Raw genomic sequence first — 21,219 nt, 5'->3', positions numbered from 1 at the left:
CTTTGTATTCCAATTACTTCTGCGCAACTGAAGCATCGATGCCTGCCAGATCGTCCAGAATGGGGCAGTCTGGCCGATGGTCACCGCCGCAGCAGTGGGCGAGATGGGACAGCGTTTTGACCATGGCTTTCATCTCGGCGATCTTGCGCTCCAGATCGTTGATGTGGGCGAGTGCTATGTCTTTAACGGCGGAGCTTTCGCGGGTTTTGTCCTGCCAGAGTTTCAGCAGGGTCTCCGTCTCTTCCAGCGAAAAACCCAGCGTGCGGGACCGCTTTATGAAGCGCAGATTGTGCACGTCCTGCTCGCCATAGGTTCGGTAATTGTTACCCGTGCGGGCTGCCGGCGTGATCAGGCCGATCTGCTCGTAATAGCGGATCATCTTGGCTGATACGCCTGAAACCTCCGATGCCTGACCGATGTTCATGGCGATACCTTCGTTGTTTTCAATCTCAAAGCATTGCCCAGCACGAAGACGGAGGACAGCGCCATGGCTCCCGCCCCGACCATGGGTGATAGCATGATGCCGAAGGCCGGATAGAGCGCGCCTGCCGCCACGGGAATGAGCGCGACATTGTACCCAAAGGCCCAGAAAAGGTTCTGGCGGATATTGCGCATGGTGGCGCGGCTCATGTCGATGGCGTGGACCACGCCCATCAAATCACCCCCCACCAGCACCACATCGGCACTTTCAATGGCGACATCCGTGCCGGTGCCGATCGCGATGCCGATATCGGCTTCAGCCAGCGCCGGTGCATCATTGATACCATCACCCACGAAAGCCAGCGTCTTGCCGCCCCGCCGCAGATCATGGATCGCCTGCACCTTGCCCTCCGGCAACACCTCGGCGACGACCTTTTCGATGCCCACCTGACGGGCGATGGCCTTGGCCGTGAGAGCGTTATCCCCCGTCACCATCGCCACCTCTATGCCCATCGATTTCAGGGCTTTGATTGCATCGATGCTGGATGGTTTCAGAGGGTCCGCCACCGCAATCACCGCCGCCAATTGGCCGTCGATGGCTGCATAAAGCGGCGTCTTGCCTCCATCGCCCAGCTTTTGTGCGGTGTCAGCGAAAGGTGCGACCGAGAGGCCGAGTTTGGACATGAAGCGGTCTGCGCCGACGTGCACTCTATGGCCATCGATGGTGGCGGATATGCCGTAGCCTGTGACGCTTTGGAAGTTGGTGATGGTGGAGGCAAAGACCCCAGCGCCGACAGGCCGCTCAGAGATGGATAGCGAGTCCGCATCTTGCGTTCTTCTCCCCGAGGGGGAGAAGGTCGCGGCAGCGGGATGAGGGGGCAAGCTCTCCGCATCTCTCAACCCTGGCCCCCTCATCCGGCCCTCCGGGCCACCTTCTCCCCCACGGGGAGAAGAAACAGGCGGCACCCGCTGAGTTTCAATCGGCACCGTATCAACCTCAGTGCGAACGTCCAGGTTAGCCCCTCCCCCCTGTGGGGAGGGGTTGGGGAGGGGTTCTTCCACCCTCGCCGCCCGCACAATTGCCTCCGCAATCGGATGCTCCGACCTGCTCTCTACCGCTGCCACCAGCCTCAAAACCTCATGGCGCTGGAACCCATCCGCCACCACCAGATCGGTCAACTCCGGCCTGCCCTTCGTCACCGTTCCGGTCTTGTCCACGACTACGACCCCAGCAGACCGCAGCGCCTGCAAAGCTTCACCCTTGCGAAACAGCACGCCCAGTTCCGCAGCCCGCCCCGTGCCGACCATGATTGATGTCGGCGTGGCTAGCCCCATGGCGCAGGGGCAAGCGATGATGAGGACGGCCACGGCATTGATCAGCGCATAGGTGTAGGCTGGCTGCGGCCCAAAGATCGCCCACACCACGAAAGTCAACACCGCAACGCCAATGACGACAGGCACGAACAGCGCCGTCACCCGGTCCACCAGAAGCTGGATCGGCAGTTTTGCGCCCTGCGCCTGCTCCACCAGCGCGATGATCTGCGCCAGCATCGTATCGGCACCGACCTTCGTGGCGCGGAATTTCAGCGTGCCATTGCCATTGATCGTGCCGCCGGTGACATGCGTTCCCACAGTCTTTTCCACCGGCACCGGCTCGCCCGAAATCATCGATTCATCTATATAGGACGCACCCTCAACCACCTCGCCATCCACGGCCAGGCGCTCGCCGGGGCGAATGATGATGATGTCGCCCACCACCAACTCTTCCGGTGCGATATCCAACGTCTGACCGCCCCGCTCCACACGAGCCGTCTTCGCCTGAAGGCTCGCCAGTTTGCGGATGGCATCACCCGTCTTGCCGCTGGCGCGGGCCTCCAGCAGCCGCCCAAGCAGGATCAGCGTGACGATGACGGTGGCCGCCTCGTAATAGACATGCCGGGCATTGTCCGGCAGCAGGCCGGGCGAGAATGTCGTCACCAGCGAATAGAGATAGGCCGCACTCACCCCCAGCGCCACAAGCGAATTCATCTCCGGCGCGCCATGCGCAAGGGCCGGAAAACCGCTCTTCAGAAAGCGCCATCCAGGCCCGAAAATCACCACCGTCGCCAGCGCGAAATAGACATAATACAGCGTCTGCGTCTCGATAACGCCCATCAGCCAACGGTGCATGGGCGCATAAAGATGCCCGCCCATTTCCAGCACGAACAACGGCGCGGTGAAGATGGCCGCCAGAACGACATCCCGCTTCAGCGACGCTTCGTCACCGGCATGATGCATATGCTCATGCCCTGCATGAGTGCGGCCAACAGCATCCAGAGCCTTCAATGCAAACCCGGCAAGCCGAGCCGTTTCCACCAGCACCTCGCGCTGACGCGCACCGCCCATGCTTTCAATGGTGACAGCCCCGCTCTGCGCATCCACCTCCGCGCTTACAGTGGTCGGGCCAGCTTCCAGCACGACCTTCAACCGCGCCGCATCATCCGCACCCTTCAAGCCATGCGCCGAAAGCGTTATCGTTTCAGGCGCAACCTCGTAACCAATCTTCTTCACCGCCGCGGCCAGCGTCTTTGCCGAAAACCCTGCCGTTGGCTCAACCGTCAGCTTCTTCGTAGCAAAATTAACCGAACTCGCGGCCACCCCCGGCACCTTCCCCGCCGCCACCTCCACACGCCGCACGCAGGACGCGCAGGTCATGCCCTCCACGGACACGGAAATCGGCTCTGCCGGGATGATGGTCTTGACTGTCTCGTTCATGGGATTTCCCCTTTCGAGACCTCATGTAATGCTTCCCATCATGGGAAGGTCAAGAGTTAATTATAATGGAGTCAATAGGCGATTCTAGCTATTTCGATTTCAGGAAGCGGCAAGTAAAACAACATCAATAACAACGTAACGCAGCGCCAACTCAACCTCTGATATGTTCGATTTGATGTCTAGTTTTCAATCAGGATTTGGATATGTCTCTACCATCTGGAATTCGTCCTTCTCCCGGCCAAGTCCTGATGTGTGATTTCGGCCCAGATCCCGACAACGTTACACCTCCGGGCTTGATGGTCGGCCCACTGGCCGTGAGACCTGAGATTTACAAGGAACGACAGGTCATCGTGATCAATTCCTCGAATGGTTTGACGACCGTTGTACCGTTATCGACGGTGGCGCCGCGCTCCCCTTTAAAAATTCATTTTAAAATCACGGCCGGATCGTATGATTTCTTAAGCCATGCAGAAGATAGCTGGGTCAAAGCCGACCTGATCTCAACCGTCAGCAATCAAAGGCTTGACCGCCCCTATCTCGCTGGCAAGCGACAAACCGTCAGCATTTCGAAAAGCGATTTTCGCGAAGTTAGAAAAACGGTGTTACATGCACTGGCTATGAGCCAACTAGCATCTCTGCTTGACGCTTTACCCTGACAAAGGGCCCAGAACACGCGTTGACATGGGCGTGCATAACACCTATTTTCATCATGTCTGCGGTATCCATTCCGCAAGTTAGATCGTCTGCCCCTGCAAGCCCGCTTGTGGGGGCAAGCCGTTTTTAGGCCACTGTGAAATCCCCACGCAGGTTACGGGCCAGCCTTCACCGATGCACTGAAAACCGTGGAATATCCCGTAAGAACTCATCGCGCACCACCTGCCCCATTGGCTTGTCCGAGGGCTTGTCGGACACACGGAAGCGGACGAAGACGATGTGCTGGCCTTCGCGTTCGGCCCAGCCGACGAACCAGCCGAAGGGGCGGTTGGGGTCTGGTTTACCGTCGTCGCCCTTGAGGTTGCCGGTGCCTGTCGTGCCGTGGGCGCTCCAGGCTTCGGCACCGTCATAGACGGGAATGATGGCCTTGGTCTTGTTCTGCGCATCGCGGGAAAACGGCAGGTTGTTGGCCAGCAGGCGGCGCATGAAGCCGATCTGTTCCACCGGCGAAATTTCCAGCGAAGTCCCGACCCAGGCATCCGTCAGCCCGTTATTGTCCCCTGCACTTCCGGCCACATCGGCATTGCCGAAGCCGAGACGCTTAACATAGGCGGCGAATTTTTCCTGTCCCAGACGGCTGGTGATTTCGCGGGAATACCAGCGAATGCTCTCCTTCTGCCACGTCGTGGGGTCCACCTTCTTGCGCTCTTCTGGCTTCGCCTCCATGCCCTTCTGCCAGTCCCATGCGGGGTTGAATTCATCCAGCAAAATGCCGGAATCAAAGCCGATCAACGCCAACGGTACTTTGAAGGTAGAGCCGGGCGACACGCGCCGGTCACAGGTGCCCTGCTGGGTAATGACCGCGCCGGTTTCCACCGACGTCACGAAGGTGCATTCATATGGCTGAGTGGCGGCATGAGCCCAGACGGGCGACAGGCTGAAAGCGGCTAGGCACAGAGCTTTAAGAACGGCGCAGCGGGGCAGCATGCATTTTCCTTGATTGTCCGGTCGTCATCATAGCCGGCAACGGGCGTGTAATAAAAGTAATTGACTGTGATTACTGGCAGGATGGGGCAGGAATAGGACAAGCCCATATTCTTCCCTCATTCCTGTCCTTGTGACAGGAATCCAGTCGTCGCGCGTCTGCGCGGCGGCAAGACTCTTTTCAGCCCAATGACTTAGGCTGGCTGGATTCCTGTGACGAGCACAGGAATGAGGGTGGAGTGGATGCACGATGATCTCACCGCTGCTGCGCCTCCGGCTGCTCCCCTACCGTCAAAGGCCAGTCCACGACGTAATTCTCAAAATCATCCACCTCCACATTCAGCTCGTTCACCGTCCGGCCACGCCCGGAAATGCCGGCAATGTGCACCGTCTCAGGATCACCTGAGACGAGGTGGTGCCACCAGTAGAGATCCTCACCATCGCGCACCAGTGCATAGGCGCAGGTGGGCGGCAGCCAGCCGATTTCGTTGACGAGCTTGAGGTTGAGCTGGATGCAATCAGGCACCGTATCGAACCGGTTGGGATAATCTGAGCACTGACAGCTCTCCCCATCCAGCAACTGGCAGGCGACGGAGGTGAACACCACGTCTCCGGTGTCCCAATCCTCCAGCTTGTTGAGACAGCACAGGCCGCAACCATCGCACAGGCTTTCCCATTCGGTGTTACTCATTTGCGCCAGCGATTTCGTTTTCCAGAATGGCGCGTCACTCATCGTTAACATTTCCGTTTCATTTTGGGGCGGCGGGCTGCAACGTGGCTTAACCCATTTGGTCATATCGCAATCCGTCAGATTATAAGATAATTCTTAAATCCGGCGGAGTAATGGTGAGGGAATGACCCGCGCAAGGTTGCTGCGTCAAGCATCCATTCGACATATCGAACAGGAATTCGTTTTACGTGCAGGAAGATAAGAACAAGAAACAGGCGCGCCGTAAACGCCATATTCTGCTGCGCATCGATTCATGGATCGATTCCGGCCTGTGGACATCTGCATCCCGCTTTTTCGACTTCTGGGAAGACGTTACCGTCGCATCCCGCAAGCTGCATGTGCGCGGCTGGAAGAAATTTCTCATCAACATCACCGACGATGCGCTGACGGTGGGCACCGCCGGAACCGTGCTGATGCTGGCACTGGCCCTGCCCGCCTTCGAGGAAACCAAGAAGGACTGGCGTTATCGCGGTGATTTTGCTGTCACATTTCTGGATCGCTACGGCAATACTATCGGCCATCGCGGCATCATTCACGAAGATTCCGTGCCGATCGACCAGATGCCGGATCATTTCATCAAGGCTGTCTTGGCCACCGAAGATCGACGCTTCTTCGAGCATTTCGGCATCGATTTCATCGGCCTTGCCCGCGCCATGAGCGAAAACGCCCGTGCCGGCGGCGTCGTGCAGGGTGGCTCCACGCTGACGCAGCAGCTGGCGAAAAACCTGTTTTTGACCAATGAACGTTCGCTGGAACGTAAGATCAAGGAAGCCTTCTTGGCGCTGTGGCTGGAAGCCAACATGTCCAAGAAGGAAATCCTCAGCCTTTATCTCGACCGCGCCTATATGGGCGGCGGCACTTTTGGCGCGGCTGCGGCAGCACAATTCTATTTTGGCAAGAACCTGACGGATGTGACGCTGGCGGAATCCGCAATTCTGGCTGGTCTGTTCAAGGCACCGGCGAAATATGCGCCGCACGTCAACCTACCCGCTGCCCGCGCGCGCGCCAACACGGTGCTATCAAACCTCGTGCAGGGCGGGTTGATGACCGAAGGTCAGGTCGTCGGTGCCCGCCGCAACCCGGCCACCGTCATCGACCGCGAAGACGTGAAGGCACCGGATTACTTCCTCGACTGGGCCTTTGACGAGGTGCAGAAGCTGGCCAAGGAAGGCAAGATCAAGGACCATACGGTCGTCGTTCGCACCACCATCGATGCCGGCCTGCAACAGGCTGCAGAACAGGCCATGGAAGGCAGTCTTCGCGAGTTTGGCGAGGGCTACCGCGTCAAGCAGGGCGCAATGGTGACCATCGAAAATGGCGGCGGCATTCGCGCCATGGTCGGCGGGCGCGATTATGGCGAAAGCCAGTTCAACCGCGCAACGGCGGCGCTGCGCCAGCCGGGCTCGTCCTTCAAGGTCTACACCTATTCCGCCGCCATGGAGAAGGGTTACAAGCCGGAAACGCTGATATCAGATGCGCCCGTGACATGGCGCGGCTGGTCGCCGCAGAACTACGGCCGCTCATATGCGGGCAAGGTGACGTTGCAGACCGCTCTTGCCAAATCCTACAACACCGTGCCGGTGCGCTTGGCGAAGGATGTGCTGGGCACGCAGATCATCGTGGATACGGCCAAAGCCATGGGCGTGGCCACACCGCTGCGGTCTGACAAGACCATTCCGCTCGGCACATCCGAAGTGACCGTGCTGGATCAGGCCACGGGTTACGCCGTGTTCCCGGCAGATGGCATGCAATCGCGCCGCCACGGCATCGAGCAGGTGCTGGATTACGAAGGCAAGGTTCTCTACGATTTCGACCGTGACGAACCGCCAGCCCAGCGCGTGCTCTCCGAAGAAGCCAATTCCAAGATGAACCGCATGCTTGTGACCATTCCCGTGGAGGGAACGGCACGGCGCGGCGCATTGGACAATGGCATCGTCTCCGGCGGCAAGACCGGCACCTCGCAATCCTACCGCGATGCCTGGTATGTGGGCTTTACCGGCAATTACACGACCGCCGTCTGGTTCGGAAACGACGACTTCACCTCGATGAACAACATGACCGGCGGTGCCCTGCCCGCCATGACGTTCAAGCGGCTGATGGACTACGCCCACCAAGGCATGGAACTGCGCCCCATTCCCGGCATCCAGAACCCGCTGCCCAAAGGCTCGCGCCCGCAACCAGCCCCCGGCGCAGTCGTGGCAGACGCCAACGCCCTGCCAGCCCTCACCCGCCCCCGCTCCCTTTCCGCCGAGGCGACACGCGTCATCCGCTCCATCGGCAAAAAGCTGAAGGAAGCGTCAGCGCCATCTTTGACGGTGCAGAAGGTGGCGGAAGTGGGGAGTGATGGGGTGAAGCGGTAAACGAAGAGTGGGTGGACGCGGAGAAATCCGCGTCTCAATCCAAACTCTTCAAACTCATGGGTTTGTCGCCGCCCGGCGGCAGGCCGAAGAGGCTTCGGACCCAGTTGAGGAACGCGCCGTAAGGTCGCCCCAGCGTCAGCATCATCACGGTAGCGCCGAGGATGCCGAAGAGCAGGCCTTGCCCGGACGCGCCGGTAACGGCGATGATGGCGGCGTAGATCGGCACCTGGAAACTAACCAAAGCGAGGCTGTCCCAGAGGATTTGCGAGACGCGACCGGGCTTTGCGAAACGCATCAGCCAGTCACGCCAGAGGCCATAAGGCCGCCCCACCGGCACCATAAGGGCTGCGCCCAGAAGTCTGGCGTGTAGCACCTGTTCCCATGTCATGCCGGCGATGAAGCGTTCATTGATGATGCCGGTTGTGGTGAAGAACACGATCAGCGCCGTCGTATCGGCAAGGAATGCGCGGCGGCGGGAATGGGGCTTTACGGTTTCATGCATATCTTAGTCTGTTCGAAAAAGCGTTGAACCGCAACCGCTTATGGTCGGGTCGGCTCATGCGAACAGACAGGTGTGCTTACAAAATCCGGCGCTCGCCCAGCTTGAACCAGGCCTTGGCGATCTTGCCGTTTTCGATCTCGTAAATGCAGACCACATCCACCTCGCCGCGTCCTTCAGGAAAGGTTCGGGTGACTGTTTCATGGTCGATGACGACATTGCCGACGGTGATGCGGGTCAGCAACGTTCCGTGGAGATCGGGCTCTCTGAAGCGCTCTATGTGGCGCTCGCGGATCTCGTCTACACCCTTGGCCAACAGGGTAGATGGGAACGCGTAATATTCGCAATCCTGAGCCCACCACGGCATGAAGGCGTCGATATCCTTGGCATTATAGGCCGCAAGCTGCTCGCGGACGGGCTGTTCTATGTCGCTCATCACATGTCATTTTCAGGTTGGAGTGGTGATCAGATGAAGGAATGCCCGGCTTTGACCAGAAGATCGCGGGAGGTTTCCAGACCGTCGGTTTTGACCAGCAGGTGGTCGCCATCGAAAGTGGACACCACGAAAATGCCGATGCCATTGGCTGAAAGCGGTTGGATGACAGACAGCACGATGCCGGTTTCATCGAAGGCGAACGGCCCTTGAAGCTTGATGCAGGACCAGCCGCCATCCACCTGCACGTCGTGTGGAATTCGCTCTCGCAGGCAGACGATGGAGAGTTCGTCATCCGTGCGGCTGATGCTGACAAAGCCTTGCCCATCCGCCCAGCCGGGAATGGGATCGGACGGGCCCAACCGGGCCACGCCGTAATTCCCATCCAGAGCCCGAAGCTTCACGCGTGGTGCCATGGAAAATCCCGCCTTTCGTAATATAGTGCCATCTGCTTCACGCCGCTAACGACGCGTTGGAACAAGCTCTGCGATGCGCCATCGAGAATCAGATGTCGAACACGAACCGCGTTCTTGCTACCCCGCCGAGGCAGCCTTGAAAACTGCCAATTGCGCCGCAAAGGCCCGCTGATAGGCCTGGCGTGCCTCACCGCGTTCAACATAGGCGGCGAGGTTGGGGTACTCCCTTAGAAAGCCCCCAGCCTTTGCGCGCATAAGCACCGTCACCATCAACAGATCACCCGCGCTGAACGCACCATCCAGCCACTCGGCATCGCCAAGGCGGGCGGAAAGCTCTCCCAGACGTTGGTGAATGCGCGCATCGACCAGCGGCAGACGCTCCTGCGCCCAGCTGCGCTCACCTTCCACAATTTTGGCAACCACGCGCTCCATGAGCGGTGGCTCGACGGTGTTGATCGCGGCAAACATCCAGTTGATGGCGCGCGCCCGCGCATGCGCCTCCGTCGGCAGCAGACCCGGATGTGTTTCGGCAATATGCAGAACGATGGCCCCGGATTCGAACAGCGCAAGATCGCCCTCCTCGAAGGTCGGGATTTGCCCGAAGGGATGCAGCGCCAGATGATCCGGCTCTTTCATCGCCTGAAACGACAAAAGCCGCACCTCATAAGGCCGCCCCACCTCCTCCAGCGCCCAACGCACCCGCATATCCCGCGCCAACCCCTTGCCACGATCCGGCGAGCGTTCAAAAGCAGTGATCGTTATCGTCATGGCCGTTCTCCCTGGATGATATGGATGGAAGACGAATGGTGGAGCAGGTCGCCGACAGGGCTTATTCAACTTTTTCGTAGGCTCGAGCGACGTCATTGGTGAGCGCCTTTGAAATGCCACAGAATGACAGAAAAACTCAATCACTTAGGTGCGAAAATCATGCTCGGGTTTTAGAAGACGGCGGTCATGACGCTCCGATCGATGCGTGCCTTGCCTTCGCATACCATGCCGACGGAGCGAGAATCTAGCGACAGCAAAGTCGAGTGGCATGAACATAACCGACCACGATTTTCCAGCACTTTTCGGCCTTATCGCTGGCTGTCTCCATCAGGATATGGACCTCGAATACGATACTGTACCTGAAGCCCTTGCAGGTTATGCGCGCTTCACCAAACCTGATGAAAAGCAGATGCTGCTTGCTGAGATAAACCATTTTCTGGAGCGCTATCACAACGATCTGGAAGGCGAGTTTTCCAGACGCTTCTGGTTCGACTTCACACCTGATACGATCGGCCAAACGGCTTCACAGTTTTTCGCTATGCTCCGCGAAATTCTCGCTGATCCTGAGTGCTATGTCCGGTACCTGCCGCGCCCTTGAGGTTGCCCTCACAACTGCACAGCAATTGCCGCCGTATCGATGACCGACCACACTTCCTCAATCTTTCCACCCTCGAACCGATAAAAGACGTTTTCGCTGAAGGTGACGGTTTTGCCGTTGATGGGGAGGTTGAAGAAGGTGCCTTTTGGTGTGCAATGGAAGTGCAATCGGCTGGCGATGACGGGGGGTTGGCAGACGAGGAGCTCGATGTTGAAGCTCAAATCCGGGATTTCGCGGAAGTCGTTCTCCAGCATGTCGCGGTAGCCAGACAGGCCCAATTCGCGCCCGTTATGAACCGCGTTCTCGGCGACGAAATTTCCGAGATTTTGCCAGTCCTGCGCATTGAGGCAGGCAATATAGGCGCGATAGGTGGCGGCGAGATCAGTGTCGGTCATGGTCCGGTAACGGCGTGGACGGGAATGCAGTTCCGCGCGCCAAGGATTTCGAGGCTCTGGCTGGCATCGCGCTGCCTATGCACATCATGGCAGCGTGCAACCAAATCCCCGCCAAACCGTTGATTTATCACGCGCGGCTCCATGTGGCCGATGCAACGCGATTGCCCTATTCGTCTTGAGTTTCGGAGCCTTCTCCATGAATGAAATCTCGTCTCGCAGAGAAGCCTCTGCATATCCCTTTCAATTGCTGTTCGTGCCGTTTCCATTTGTCTGCTTTTCGCTGGCGCTGGGAACGGATATCGCCTTTTGGCAGACCGGCAATCTGATGTGGCAGAATTTTTCCGCCTGGCTTTTGTTTGCCGGGCTGGTCATCGGCGGTCTGGGCTTGCTGGCCGGGCTGATCGATCTGCTGCGGGCGCGCACGCGGCCTATGCGGCCTTCGTTTTTCGCCATTCTTCTGTTCATCGTCATGCTGCTTCTGGCCTTCGTCAACAGCCTCGTTCACGCCGGTGATGGCTGGACGGCCGTCGTGCCTTACGGGCTTCTTCTATCTGCTGTCACCTTCGTCGTGTCGCTGATGGCGGTTGCCGCTTCTACCCGCAAATATGCAAGACTGGCTTGGAGAGTATGATGGTCACGCCGCGCTTTATCCGTACTGCTATCCTTCTGGGCAGCGTCGCCGTCATTTTGCCCGCCTGCAGCGATCAGAACGGCAATTTCGATCTTTCACAGCAAATCGGTGCCGATCCGGTTCTGCCCGATCCATCGCCCAGCCTCATTCCAGACCTGAAGGTGGCCGAGGTCATCGGTTGGAAAGATGGTGAAACGCCAACCGTGCCTCAAGGGCTGAAGATTACCGCTTATCAGAAAGACCTCGTCAATCCGCGCACCGTGCACACGCTGCCGAATGGTGATGTGCTTGTCGTCCAGTCCCGCGGCCCGAAAGGTGAGCCGCCATCACGCCCAAAGGACATTATTCGCGGCTGGATTATGGCCATCGCCCATGGTGAGACAGGCCCGCAGAAGCCCAGCAACATCATCACCTTGCTGCGCGATACGAACCGCGATGGCACGGTGGATGAGCGGCACGAGTTGCTGACCAACCTCGACTCACCCTTCGGCGTCGCCTTTGCCGACAACACACTTTATGTCGCGACCGCCTCCAATATTCTCGCCTACCCCTATCAGTTGGGTCAGAACGAGATTACCGCAGAGCCGAAAATCCTGACGCCGCTTCCTGGCGGTCCGATCAACCACCACTGGACGAAGGATCTAGCGCTCAGCCCCAATGGCAAGATGCTTTACGTTTCCGTCGGCTCCAACTCCAACATCGTGGAAAACGGCATAGAGGCCGAGAAGAACCGCGCGGCAATCTTGCAGGTGGACCGCCAGACTGGTGCCTTCAAACTGTTCGCTTCCGGCCTGCGCAATCCTAATGGCCTTGCCTTCAACCCTGAGAGCAAGGAACTCTGGGCCGTCATCAACGAGCGTGACGAACTGGGCCCGAACCTCGTGCCCGACTATATGACCTCGGTGAAAGAAAACGCCTTTTACGGCTGGCCGTGGAGCTATTACGGGAACCATGTGGACGCCCGCGTCCACCCACAGCGCCCGGATATGGTCGAAAAGGCCATCAAGCCGGATTATGCGCTTTCCAGCCACGTTGCAGCCCTCGGCCTCACCTTTTCGCTAAACTCCGCTTTGCCTGCACCCTATGCAAACGGAGCGTTCATCGGTGAACATGGCAGCTGGAACCGCAATGCGTTCAACGGTTATCGCGTAACCTATGTGCCGTTCGAAAACGGCAAACCAGCGGGCAAGACGCAGGATGTCGTCACCGGCTTCATTCAAGGCGACAAGGCCCGTGGCCGCCCCGTCGGCGTCGGCATAGACGGCACCGGCGCGCTGCTGGTGGCGGATGATGCAGGAAATACGGTGTGGCGTGTTGCGGCAGCGGATGGCAAAGTAACACCTTCCCCTATTGCGACGGATGATATTTCCGCCGGTGGCGTTGCCCCAACGGCAACTGCCCCGGCAGAGCCGGTTGCGCCATCGGCTCCGGCGATTGCGCCCGCCCCTGCACCTGCAAACTGACAGTCGAGTTTTCAGAACGCCGTCACCCCTCCGGTGGCGGCGTTTTTACGTTCATTGGTCGGGGTAAGTGGCTGAACGTCTCAGCCTTTCAGAAATTCGATGATGGCCTTGTTCACCACGTCTGGTGCCTCCTGCGGCAGCCAATGGCCAGCCCCCGGAACGATCTGGGTTTTCTGGAGAGCCGGCGCGAGCGAGGGCATGGCATCGATCATTTCTTTCATGCCGGGAATGGCAAGGCCGGTATCCCGCTCCCCTACCATGAACAGCGCGGGAACGGTAACCTTCAAGCCAGACAGAGCATGCTGGAGCTGCCAGTTCCGATCCAGATTTTTGTAATAGTTGAGACCGCCCGTAAAGCCGGACGTGGTGAAGGCGCTGACAAGCACCTCCCAGTCGCTCTCCGTCAGCCATGACACGGGACGATCCGGCAGATCGGCGAGCAAACCACGCTTGCGAGACACCATGCCGAACGGGTTGGGGGTGTCATCTCCCGGTAGGCGTGGGCCCGCCTCGCCGCTGGCGGCGTAATAGATTTTGCGCAGCGTCGTTTCAGGGTCCCTGTCGAGTTCAGCAAGCGCTTCATCCCGCTGGAAATAAAGCGCATAAAGCAGGGCGTCATCCGTGGCGGGGAAGATGGCACTGGGCGCAACGGGTGGCTGGCCCATCAAGGGCACGCCCATGGCAACGACCTTGTGAAAGCGATCCGGGCGAAGAAGGGCGGACTGCCAAGCAATTGTCGCACCCCAATCATTGCCAATGATGGTGGCCTTCTCCTCACCCAGCGCATCGACCAGAGCCACCATATCCGCCACCAGGTCGAAGACGGTGTACTGCGCCCAATCCTGCGGTGCTTCCGTCTGGCCATAGCCGCGCATATCAGGTGCCACGGCATGAAACCCGGCCTCTGCCAAAGCGCTGATCTGGTGACGCCACGCATGCGAGGTTTCCGGAAACCCATGGCAAAGCACCACCAACGGCCCCTCGCCCGCTTCCAGAATGTTCATGTTCAGGGTTTTCGTCTTGATCATCCGCTGTCTCATATCGACCTCCTCGAAAGGCATGCTTCAGGAAAGCGCCATTTCCAAATGCGACGCTTGGCGTTCATTGCGTATCAAGATATGTTACAGAATAAGCAGGATCAAGATACTGTAACAAATATTGTTACGATTTATGGAGATGTCAGCATTGAGTAGGGATGGCCGACTGGCGCGCATGGTGCACGTCCTCGTTCACATGGGGCTTCTGGGCGGGCGGGAAACATCTGAGCGCATTGCGCAGATGTTGAACACCAATGCCGTCGTGGTGCGGCGAACCATGGGCGAGTTGCGTCGATACGGCATCGTCGTCTCTGAAGGTGGTCGCGGCGGCGGCTGGTCTCTTGCAAAACCTCTTGAAGAGCTGACAATCCTCGATGTTCAACGGGCGCTTCAGGGCGAGACCATTCTCGAGGCCCCGCTTTCCAGCGACCACCCATCCTGCCCGGTGGAAAAAGCGACGAATGCGCGGCTGGTGGAAGCATTTCAAGGGGCTGAGCTGGTGCTGGCAAAGGCGTTTCAGAATGCCCGACTTTCGGACATCGCCCGCACTGCCCTTGACGCTAAGCCGGATTGATTCAGACCACCCAGCATTAACGGGCGGCAGAGGTGTTTCGCGTTATCGCCTCCAGAACCAGTGCCTTCAACGCCTCCGCATCGATCTCCTCACCCTCGTGAATATCGATGGCGCGGCGGGTGTTACCGTCAAGGCTGGCATTGAACAGGTGGGCGGGATCGCTCAGCGACGCACCGTGGGCGAAGGTCATCTTGACGACGGCCTTATAGGTTTCGCCGGTGCAGATAATGCCATGATGCGACCAGACCGGTACGCCGCGCCACTTCCATTCCTCGGTGACATCAGGGTCGGCATGTGTGATGATGCCGCGCAGCCGGGCGAGCATAGACCCACGCCAGTCATCCAATTCGACTATCCGTTTATCGATCAGACGGGACGCGTTCTGTTGCGAAGCAACATCGTCATCGAAGGCCATGTGGGCGTCCTCTGCGAACCGGTTTTAGACTGTTCCAGGCGCCAAATTAGCACATCCTCAGCAACAAGCGTGGAGATTTATGGAAAGCCCGCTTCGGCATCGTTCTGCCCATTTCCCCCAAACGAAATCAGTGCTAACCCTCACCTGTTCCAAAACGGGAAAACAGCGTGTTTCGAGTTCCATTTCTTGTTGCAATTTCGCTCATCATCGCCTTTGGCGGCGGAATATTATCCACACTTGCGGCCCTTGAAGCGACCGATGGTTTCGGCTCGATCAAGATCGGCGCATGGGATGCTTTTCCCGAAGCCCAGACGATAGAGGCCGATCCCTATGCGAAATCGCACCGGGCGGATGCGGGCAAGCTGCTCTATGGAACGGCCGAAGGCTTAAGCTTTACCGCCGCTGCCGACAGCAGCGGGCAGCGTCTGACCGGCGTATGCCGTTACAGATTGACCGGCACCCTTCCCCCTTCCCGCTTCTGGACGCTTTATGCCGCCGACCAGCAGGGCAACCTACTGGATGATGGCTCGGGTCGTCCCATTGCGCTGAATTCCCGCACGCTGCTGCATGGTCAGGGTGGCGGCATGGATGTTTCCGTTGCTGCGACCGCCCAGACCTATAATTGGCTGGCTGTGCCGCAAGGGGGCAATTTCAAGCTTGTGTTGACTCTTCTGGACACGCCGGTGGCAGGGAGTACGGGGCTGATCGACATCAAGATGCCGGACATCCAGAAAACAGGGTGCGGCAATGTTTAAGGTCATCTTTGCCATCTTCGTCGGCCTGGTGGGTGCCGCCGTGCTGCATCTGATCATCCTGCTGTCGACACCGCATTTTTCCAACCGCGATGCCTATACGCGCGCGGTGGCAGAGGGCGCTGCCAATGCCTTCCATCTGCTGGATGACAGCCGCGAAAAAACCGAGCTTGGCAGCGGCGATCCCTTCATGCGGGTGGCAGTCTGCACTTTCGATGTGAGTGAGAAACCGGCGCGGCTGGCGGCCTTCGGGGTTGTCCCCTTCTGGTCGGTGTCGATTTTCGACAGCGCGTCCAATGAAATCTTCAGCATGAACGATCGCACGTCGGCGGGCGGAGAGCTGGATATTCTGGTGGCCAATCAGGTTCAGCTTGCGGCCATTCGTAAGGCGCAGCCGACAGAACTGTCGAAATCCATTCTGGTGGAAGCGGGGCAGAACAAGGGTTACGCCGTATTGCGAACCATGGTGCCGCAGCCAAGCTTCGTGGAAGAGGCAACGAGATTTCTGAGCGAGGCAAAGTGCGACCAGACGCCCTGGTCTTGAACCACAGCCTTTTCAGCGAATTCAGGAACCGACAGCGGCGTCAGCAGTGATGACTGATGTCTTGCGCTTGCGGGGCTTTTTCTGCGCTTCCATCTGGATGTCAACGACGGGCCGCTCGTAACGGACACCGGTGAAAAATAGAAGTTGCGCCGGACCGCTTGCAGGCACCTGCGCATTTGTCGGTCTGCTGAGGCGGCGGGATGCCGCATAAAACGAAATAACTTCCGTCATAGTCTTCTCCTCTCAGGGGGCATGACGCTTGGTTGTTGAATAAAGCGCGCGGATGCGTTGGACACGCGCGGGAATGCCATCACCACAACATTGTGCATTTCCAGTCCACAGACTGGCATGGGAGACGAGAGGCCGCTGCAAGCACATCGCTTGCTGCAGTATAAGCTAAATTTCAAATTCGAAATCTAGCACCGAATCTGCAGGCTGCCTATGCCATTACAAACATGTATAGGTTAATCATTCGTTAATACTAATGTTCTCACATCGACACATATACCATTAAAATTTACTGCATTGCAGAAACACGTCATAAAGCCTGACGTCACACTTCTGTGAACGTAAAAACGTCACAAAATGGAAAGCCGTTGTATTTTATAACCAAATTGCCAAATGCAGGAAATTGCTGGTTAATTTTTTGTCGGGACGCATTTGACGAGCCTCGTTTGCGTGAGGTCTAAGGCAGATAGCCGCCATGATGGCGGTCAGGGGCTCGTCTTTCCATGTCATCGGCAAGGCGGGCGAGTCCCGGCTAGCCTCCGGCAACGCTCGACGCGTTTCAGCGTCTCCCCCTCTCCCCAACCCAATTGAGTGTCTTAAAAATTTGCTGTGCATAGCGGCAAAAAACCGCTTTGCGTTGGTGCTGGTTAACAGGGCGTCAACACGTTTGTTATAACTTGAACGGATCGTTTTGTTTTGCGTCACATTGGGTATTGCGTTGACCGACCGGTTTCGAGAACTAGAAAGGCCAAGCGCCGATAGGAAGAAAGACGTTGTGCTTATGGCCACCGTATCGAGTTTCGAAGGGCTGTCTCATCCGTCCAAATCCGAGCTTCGTCAATTCGCGGAGCTGTTCATGCCACTGTTTTCCGCCTCTACCGCAGAAGCGAAGAGGGAAGCGGTTGCGGCATTGTCGCAAAACCCCAACATACCCTCAGCGGTCGCTTTTTTCATTGCAAGCCAGCCCATCGGGTTGTCCGCGCCGTTCCTCGTCTCGTCCAAATGCCTTGATGACGATACGCTGATTGCCATTGCCCGCACGCAAGGCGGGGCGCATGCGCGCACCATCGTTCGCCGAGAAGATCTTTCACCCACCGTCATCGATGCGCTGGTCGGGCTGCGTCATGCGCGCCAGGCTCCAAAACGTGAAAACCAGACCGCGACAGCCGACATCGCACAGTCCATGGAACGGACGATTGCCGAACGCGAAGAGGATTTGCGCCGTCAGCTGCGCACCATGGCACGGCAACTGCAACGCCCGGTCAGCGACACCCTGGGCGTGCGCCGCCTGACGGATGTGCAGGAAGCGCTTCTCGTGCGCTTTGCACGCGAGCGCAATGCCCGGCAGTTTTCGATGGCGCTTTCGGATTCTCTTTCCGCAACCCACTGGCTCTCGGAGCGGGTGATGCTGGATATCTCCGGCCAGCAGCTGGCAACCACCATGACCGGCCTTGGCATGGACTTCGCCGATGCCGCCTTCGTGCTGGAATGCTTCTACCCGCATCTGAAAGTGCAGGATGGCGAGATGACGCTGGCCGAAACCATACTGGAAAATCTTGACCCGGCGCAATGCGAAGAGCGCATTGAAAGCTGGCGTCGTGCCGATCGCTACACCGCCGATCCTGCCCGCGCCGACAGCACACCCAGCGAGCAACCTGCTCCCGTTCAGAAGCTCGTCGTCAGACGGTAAAACCGTAAAAGTTGTATGTGTGATGAAAGCGCTGTCGGCGAACCGTCAGCGCTTTTTGCATACTATCAACTCAACTGAGCGTGGAATATGCACCAGCGCATTGTCTCGTTTTAAGCGAGAATAATCAATTATTTCGACAAACTTACGTTACGGAAGTTATTCTCGTCGGCAAGTAATCATATCTTTAGATTAAGTGTCGAAGGATCGCCCCGCAAACTCCATTCTTGAATGGAATCAGTAGACCAAGCGGAGGAGCGCAGCCTACTTAAGGCTGTGTCGCAGTGACTGCTTGCTGCCCCGATGAAGGGGATGGCTACGCGCGATGTTTCAATCTGCATTCGAGTGCCACTCATGCGCGCTCTTCAGTCACCGTCTCGAGGAATCCATGTCATTTCTGACGAATACGAAAATAAAGACCAAAGTCATTTCGGTTATTGCATTGATGAGCGCAGCGTCGGTGGCCGGACTGGCCTATGTCAGCGTGCAGTATAAGAACACGGACGGCCAATATGGCGACTTCATCAGCAAGACCGCCTACGCAGCGGTGCTGAATGCCCGCACGAGCGGAAATTTGAACGGCTTGGGCATGCAGGCGCTTCGTGCGTCGCTGGCCGATCCATCAAGCCCCGCCTTCGCGGATGCTCTCAAGACCTTCACGTCGAATTTGAAGCAGGCCGACGAACGCCAGACGCAGATCATTCAGTTGGTTCCTGAGCGAACTGCGGGCGCGCGCGACATTCTTGAGGGTTTCACCGAAATTGAAACGGGCATCAACAAAACAGTCGCCCTTGCCCAGGCCGGACAGCAGGCGCAGGCCCAGCAGACAGCCATGGATGTGGTGACCAAGGTCATTGAACTCTCACCGAAAATCAGCGCCGGTACGGAGCAGCTGATCAAGTCGATGAACGAAGGCAACGATCAGCTGACTGTCAACACCAACGAAACCATTCTCACCGGCCTGATCGGCATCATCCTCATCTCCGCTCTCCTGGTTGGTCTTGGTCTTTATATCTCGATCCAGGGCATTACAGCGCCGATCGCCCGCCTTCGCGAGCGGATGGCTTCACTGGCCGCAGGGGAAACGAAGGCCGAAATCGACGGAATGGACCGCAAGGATGAAGTGGGCCAGATGGCCGCTGCCGTGCAGGCCTTCCGTGAAAACGCCATCGCGCGCATTCGCCTGGAGCAAGAGACGGAAGCCAACCGCTCGTCTTCCGAGAAGGACCGCATCGCGCATGAGGCGCAAAAGACAAAAGAGGCAGCAGAAGTGCAGTTCGCCGTGGACAATCTCGCCTCAGCACTTTCCAAGCTTGCAGACGGCGACACGACGCATCGCCTGCAACAGCCTTTCGCGCAAACCCTCGATGGTGTCCGCGGCGACTTCAACCGCACGGCAGAACAGCTGCAATCGACGCTGAACCGCGTGGCACAGAATGCACGTGGCATCGATTCCGGTGCCAACGAAATCAAGTCCGCCGCCGACGATCTGGCCAAGCGCACCGAGCAGCAGGCAGCAGCTGTGGAGGAAACGGCCGCAGCGCTCGAGCAGATCACCACCACCGTCAAGGACGCGACACGACGTGCGCAGGACGCTGGCCAGCTGGTCAGCCGTGCGAAGCTTGGTGCCGAGAAATCCGGCGAGGTCGTGCGCAAAGCCGTCTCCGCCATGCAGCAGATCGAAAAATCCTCCGGCGAGATTTCCAACATTATCGGCGTCATCGACGAGATTGCGTTCCAGACCAATCTTCTGGCTCTGAACGCGGGTGTCGAAGCGGCACGCGCTGGTGAAGCGGGCAAGGGCTTTGCAGTCGTTGCCCAGGAAGTGCGAGAACTGGCCCAGCGTTCCGCCAACGCCGCCAAGGACATCAAGGCGTTGATCACCACCTCCAACACGCAGGTTCAGCAGGGCGTGCAGCTGGTTGGCGAAACGGGCGTTGCGCTGGAAACCATCGTGACCGAGGTGCAGGAAATCAACCGCCATGTCGCGGCGATTGCGGAATCGGCGCAAGAACAGTCATCCGGTCTTCAGCAGATCAACACGGCTGTGAACCAGATGGACCAGGACACGCAGAAGAACGCCGCGATGGTGGAAGAAAGCACCGCTGCAAGCCATGGTCTGGCGCAGGAAGTTCGCTCCCTCAACCAGATTCTGGCGCAGTTCAAGCTTTCGGAAAACGGTTATGCCGCAACCTCTGCCAACCCACGGGTCGCTGCATCCCATGATCGGCCATCGGCATCCCCTGCCCGGGCGCTGGGCCGTAAGATCAGCGCTGCCTTCTCCGGCAATGCCGCTCTCGACACATCCAAGAGCAACTGGGAAGAATTTTGATGGACCACAACCCAGTCAAACGGGCCGATGACGCGCTTGAAATCATCGCCTTCATGCTGAACGATCAACAGTTTGCCGTTCGTACCACCTCCATTCGAGAAATTCGCGGATGGGCTCCCGTTACGCCTCTGCCGCACACGCCTCCGGAAGTCGTGGGTGTGATGAATCTGCGCGGCACGGTCATCCCGATCATCGATCTGGCCTGCAAGCTGGGAATGCCCGCAGCCGAAGCAAACGAACGCAGCGCCATCGTCGTGACCAGCGTCAAGGGCAAGACAATCGGCATGATGGTGGACCGTGTTTCGGATATTCTGACCGTGCCAGCGTCGGAGCTGCAGCCAGTGCCAGCCACCGCCGGCCTTGCCACCACGGGCTATGCGGAGGGCATTTTCGCGCGCGATAAGGTCATGATCTGCTTCCTCGATCTCAACGCAATCTTTGCCGCCCCAGAAGCCGACAGCTGGGAGACGCCGAACGCGGCTTGACGTGTTGGATATGGGTTGGGGGTTTTTTGGTCGAAGTGTGGGGCGGTGGGTGTGGCTTCA

24 protein-coding genes are annotated in these 21,219 nt (G+C 58.2%); 12 read left to right on the top strand and 12 right to left on the bottom strand.

All coding sequences use genetic code 11. The features are described from left to right. Positions 1–13 precede the first annotated feature (13 nt). Entirely contained in the window at positions 14–424 is a 411-nt protein-coding gene (cueR, locus tag CPJ18_RS13090; protein WP_103658793.1) for a Cu(I)-responsive transcriptional regulator, read from the bottom strand. Next, entirely contained in the window at positions 421–3,174 is a 2,754-nt protein-coding gene (locus CPJ18_RS13085) for a heavy metal translocating P-type ATPase (protein WP_103658791.1), read from the bottom strand. Before CPJ18_RS13085 ends, cueR begins: the two co-directional genes overlap by 4 nt. Positions 3,175–3,377: 203 nt before the next feature. On the opposite strand from CPJ18_RS13085, the gene CPJ18_RS13080 reads away from it, so the two are divergent. Next, on the top strand, positions 3,378–3,830 hold the full coding sequence (locus CPJ18_RS13080; RefSeq protein WP_103658788.1) for a type II toxin-antitoxin system PemK/MazF family toxin: 453 nt from the start codon (positions 3,378–3,380) through the stop codon (positions 3,828–3,830). Between the two features lie 166 nt (positions 3,831–3,996). On the opposite strand, the gene blaOXA is transcribed toward CPJ18_RS13080, so the two are convergent. Continuing rightward, positions 3,997–4,815, bottom strand: a complete 819-nt coding sequence (gene blaOXA / locus CPJ18_RS13075) for a class D beta-lactamase (protein WP_103658786.1) — start codon at positions 4,813–4,815, stop codon at positions 3,997–3,999. A gap of 253 nt (positions 4,816–5,068) precedes the next feature. Further along, positions 5,069–5,545 (bottom strand): YcgN family cysteine cluster protein, encoded by a 477-nt coding sequence (locus CPJ18_RS13065; protein WP_103584766.1) that lies wholly within the window; start codon positions 5,543–5,545, stop codon positions 5,069–5,071. 185 nt (positions 5,546–5,730) lie between these two features. Here CPJ18_RS13065 and CPJ18_RS13060 point away from each other — a divergent pair, with 185 nt between their 5' ends. Next, positions 5,731–7,902, top strand: coding sequence for a transglycosylase domain-containing protein (locus CPJ18_RS13060; RefSeq protein ID WP_103658784.1), 2,172 nt, complete (start codon positions 5,731–5,733; stop codon positions 7,900–7,902). Positions 7,903–7,936: 34 nt separating this feature from the next. On the opposite strand, the gene alaE is transcribed toward CPJ18_RS13060, so the two are convergent. The 4 genes from alaE to CPJ18_RS13040 form a co-directional block, all read right to left on the bottom strand. Further along, a complete protein-coding gene (alaE, locus tag CPJ18_RS13055) occupies positions 7,937–8,404 on the bottom strand; it encodes an L-alanine exporter AlaE (RefSeq protein ID WP_103658782.1) in 468 nt (155 codons plus the stop codon). A 76-nt stretch (positions 8,405–8,480) separates the two neighbouring features. Next, on the bottom strand, positions 8,481–8,837 hold the full coding sequence (locus CPJ18_RS13050) for a nuclear transport factor 2 family protein (protein WP_153366628.1): 357 nt from the start codon (positions 8,835–8,837) through the stop codon (positions 8,481–8,483). A 29-nt stretch (positions 8,838–8,866) separates the two neighbouring features. After that, entirely contained in the window at positions 8,867–9,250 is a 384-nt protein-coding gene (locus CPJ18_RS13045) for an ACT domain-containing protein (RefSeq protein WP_103658778.1), read from the bottom strand. Between the two features lie 117 nt (positions 9,251–9,367). Then, positions 9,368–10,018 (bottom strand): glutathione S-transferase family protein, encoded by a 651-nt coding sequence (locus tag CPJ18_RS13040; protein ID WP_103658776.1) that lies wholly within the window; start codon positions 10,016–10,018, stop codon positions 9,368–9,370. A 268-nt stretch (positions 10,019–10,286) separates the two neighbouring features. Between CPJ18_RS13040 and CPJ18_RS13035 the strand changes: the two genes are divergently transcribed. Further along, positions 10,287–10,616 (top strand): contact-dependent growth inhibition system immunity protein, encoded by a 330-nt coding sequence (locus CPJ18_RS13035; protein ID WP_103658774.1) that lies wholly within the window; start codon positions 10,287–10,289, stop codon positions 10,614–10,616. An 8-nt stretch (positions 10,617–10,624) separates the two neighbouring features. On the opposite strand, the gene CPJ18_RS13030 is transcribed toward CPJ18_RS13035, so the two are convergent. Continuing rightward, complete coding sequence (locus CPJ18_RS13030) at positions 10,625–11,011, bottom strand: ester cyclase (protein WP_103658772.1); 387 nt, start codon at positions 11,009–11,011, stop codon at positions 10,625–10,627. 14 nt (positions 11,012–11,025) lie between these two features. On the opposite strand from CPJ18_RS13030, the gene CPJ18_RS26820 reads away from it, so the two are divergent. The 3 genes from CPJ18_RS26820 to CPJ18_RS13020 are packed head-to-tail and all read left to right on the top strand — an operon-like array spanning position 11,026 to position 13,105. Beyond that, positions 11,026–11,190 carry a hypothetical protein gene (locus CPJ18_RS26820; RefSeq protein WP_153366626.1) on the top strand — a complete coding sequence of 55 codons (165 nt, stop codon included), beginning with the start codon at positions 11,026–11,028 and terminating at the stop codon, positions 11,188–11,190. Positions 11,191–11,207: 17 nt separating this feature from the next. After that, positions 11,208–11,642: a DUF2231 domain-containing protein gene (locus tag CPJ18_RS13025; protein WP_103584776.1), complete on the top strand. Its 435-nt coding sequence runs from the start codon at positions 11,208–11,210 to the stop codon at positions 11,640–11,642. Then, positions 11,642–13,105: a PQQ-dependent sugar dehydrogenase gene (locus CPJ18_RS13020; RefSeq protein WP_103659119.1), complete on the top strand. Its 1,464-nt coding sequence runs from the start codon at positions 11,642–11,644 to the stop codon at positions 13,103–13,105. The genes CPJ18_RS13025 and CPJ18_RS13020 overlap by 1 nt, the downstream gene beginning before the upstream one ends. Positions 13,106–13,185: 80 nt before the next feature. Here the strand turns inward: CPJ18_RS13020 and CPJ18_RS13015 are convergent, their stop codons facing one another. Then, positions 13,186–14,145, bottom strand: coding sequence for an alpha/beta fold hydrolase (locus CPJ18_RS13015; protein WP_103659118.1), 960 nt, complete (start codon positions 14,143–14,145; stop codon positions 13,186–13,188). A 145-nt stretch (positions 14,146–14,290) separates the two neighbouring features. Here CPJ18_RS13015 and CPJ18_RS13010 point away from each other — a divergent pair, with 145 nt between their 5' ends. Further along, positions 14,291–14,716 (top strand): RrF2 family transcriptional regulator, encoded by a 426-nt coding sequence (locus tag CPJ18_RS13010; RefSeq protein WP_245445402.1) that lies wholly within the window; start codon positions 14,291–14,293, stop codon positions 14,714–14,716. A gap of 16 nt (positions 14,717–14,732) precedes the next feature. Here CPJ18_RS13010 and CPJ18_RS13005 read toward each other — a convergent pair whose 3' ends face one another. Beyond that, positions 14,733–15,131, bottom strand: a complete 399-nt coding sequence (locus CPJ18_RS13005; RefSeq protein ID WP_103658770.1) for a DUF1801 domain-containing protein — start codon at positions 15,129–15,131, stop codon at positions 14,733–14,735. Between the two features lie 167 nt (positions 15,132–15,298). On the opposite strand from CPJ18_RS13005, the gene CPJ18_RS13000 reads away from it, so the two are divergent. Together CPJ18_RS13000 and CPJ18_RS12995 are read left to right on the top strand one after the other, a co-directional pair. Next, on the top strand, positions 15,299–15,886 hold the full coding sequence (locus tag CPJ18_RS13000) for a DUF1214 domain-containing protein (RefSeq protein ID WP_103658768.1): 588 nt from the start codon (positions 15,299–15,301) through the stop codon (positions 15,884–15,886). Then, the gene (locus CPJ18_RS12995) at positions 15,879–16,427 is read left to right on the top strand and encodes a DUF1254 domain-containing protein (RefSeq protein ID WP_077119190.1); all 549 of its coding nucleotides are present in this window, start codon (positions 15,879–15,881) and stop codon (positions 16,425–16,427) included. The genes CPJ18_RS13000 and CPJ18_RS12995 overlap by 8 nt, the downstream gene beginning before the upstream one ends. 21 nt (positions 16,428–16,448) lie before the next feature. Here CPJ18_RS12995 and CPJ18_RS12990 read toward each other — a convergent pair whose 3' ends face one another. Further along, positions 16,449–16,658, bottom strand: coding sequence for a hypothetical protein (locus tag CPJ18_RS12990; RefSeq protein WP_077119188.1), 210 nt, complete (start codon positions 16,656–16,658; stop codon positions 16,449–16,451). Between the two features lie 715 nt (positions 16,659–17,373). Here CPJ18_RS12990 and CPJ18_RS12985 point away from each other — a divergent pair. The 3 genes from CPJ18_RS12985 to CPJ18_RS12975 all read left to right on the top strand — a co-directional run bounded on the left by CPJ18_RS12985 (position 17,374) and on the right by CPJ18_RS12975 (position 21,159). Continuing rightward, entirely contained in the window at positions 17,374–18,345 is a 972-nt protein-coding gene (locus tag CPJ18_RS12985; RefSeq protein WP_103659116.1) for a DUF2336 domain-containing protein, read from the top strand. 385 nt (positions 18,346–18,730) lie between these two features. Further along, a complete protein-coding gene (locus CPJ18_RS12980) occupies positions 18,731–20,674 on the top strand; it encodes a methyl-accepting chemotaxis protein (RefSeq protein ID WP_103658766.1) in 1,944 nt (647 codons plus the stop codon). Continuing rightward, complete coding sequence (locus CPJ18_RS12975; protein ID WP_077106842.1) at positions 20,674–21,159, top strand: chemotaxis protein CheW; 486 nt, start codon at positions 20,674–20,676, stop codon at positions 21,157–21,159. Before CPJ18_RS12980 ends, CPJ18_RS12975 begins: the two co-directional genes overlap by 1 nt. Positions 21,160–21,219 lie beyond the last annotated feature (60 nt).

Origin of the sequence: Agrobacterium rosae (genome assembly GCF_002915175.1) — a bacterium.
Taxonomy (GTDB): Bacteria; Pseudomonadota; Alphaproteobacteria; order Rhizobiales; family Rhizobiaceae; genus Agrobacterium; species Agrobacterium rosae.
The sequence above is the reverse complement of the archived record's forward strand: the minus strand, read 5'-3'. Positions and strand labels throughout refer to the sequence as shown.

Bases quoted from the DNA above. Each gene is read 5' to 3' on its own strand.
- blaOXA (WP_103658786.1), bottom strand. From the start codon at position 4,815: ATGCTGCCCCGCTGCGCCGTTCTTAAAGCTCTGTGCCTAGCCGCTTTC.
- CPJ18_RS12980 (WP_103658766.1), top strand. From the start codon at position 18,731: ATGTCATTTCTGACGAATACGAAAATAAAGACCAAAGTCATTTCGGTT.
- CPJ18_RS13030 (WP_103658772.1), bottom strand. From the start codon at position 11,011: ATGACCGACACTGATCTCGCCGCCACCTATCGCGCCTATATTGCCTGC.
- CPJ18_RS13025 (WP_103584776.1), top strand. From the start codon at position 11,208: ATGAATGAAATCTCGTCTCGCAGAGAAGCCTCTGCATATCCCTTTCAA.
- CPJ18_RS13080 (WP_103658788.1), top strand. From the start codon at position 3,378: ATGTCTCTACCATCTGGAATTCGTCCTTCTCCCGGCCAAGTCCTGATG.
- CPJ18_RS12975 (WP_077106842.1), top strand. From the start codon at position 20,674: ATGGACCACAACCCAGTCAAACGGGCCGATGACGCGCTTGAAATCATC.
- CPJ18_RS13085 (WP_103658791.1), bottom strand. From the start codon at position 3,174: ATGAACGAGACAGTCAAGACCATCATCCCGGCAGAGCCGATTTCCGTG.
- CPJ18_RS13015 (WP_103659118.1), bottom strand. From the start codon at position 14,145: ATGAGACAGCGGATGATCAAGACGAAAACCCTGAACATGAACATTCTG.
- CPJ18_RS13065 (WP_103584766.1), bottom strand. From the start codon at position 5,545: ATGAGTGACGCGCCATTCTGGAAAACGAAATCGCTGGCGCAAATGAGT.
- CPJ18_RS13045 (WP_103658778.1), bottom strand. From the start codon at position 9,250: ATGGCACCACGCGTGAAGCTTCGGGCTCTGGATGGGAATTACGGCGTG.
- CPJ18_RS13020 (WP_103659119.1), top strand. From the start codon at position 11,642: ATGGTCACGCCGCGCTTTATCCGTACTGCTATCCTTCTGGGCAGCGTC.
- CPJ18_RS13040 (WP_103658776.1), bottom strand. From the start codon at position 10,018: ATGACGATAACGATCACTGCTTTTGAACGCTCGCCGGATCGTGGCAAG.
- CPJ18_RS12995 (WP_077119190.1), top strand. From the start codon at position 15,879: ATGTTTAAGGTCATCTTTGCCATCTTCGTCGGCCTGGTGGGTGCCGCC.
- CPJ18_RS12990 (WP_077119188.1), bottom strand. From the start codon at position 16,658: ATGACGGAAGTTATTTCGTTTTATGCGGCATCCCGCCGCCTCAGCAGA.
- cueR (WP_103658793.1), bottom strand. From the start codon at position 424: ATGAACATCGGTCAGGCATCGGAGGTTTCAGGCGTATCAGCCAAGATG.
- alaE (WP_103658782.1), bottom strand. From the start codon at position 8,404: ATGCATGAAACCGTAAAGCCCCATTCCCGCCGCCGCGCATTCCTTGCC.
- CPJ18_RS13005 (WP_103658770.1), bottom strand. From the start codon at position 15,131: ATGGCCTTCGATGACGATGTTGCTTCGCAACAGAACGCGTCCCGTCTG.
- CPJ18_RS13050 (WP_153366628.1), bottom strand. From the start codon at position 8,837: ATGAGCGACATAGAACAGCCCGTCCGCGAGCAGCTTGCGGCCTATAAT.
- CPJ18_RS13035 (WP_103658774.1), top strand. From the start codon at position 10,287: ATGAACATAACCGACCACGATTTTCCAGCACTTTTCGGCCTTATCGCT.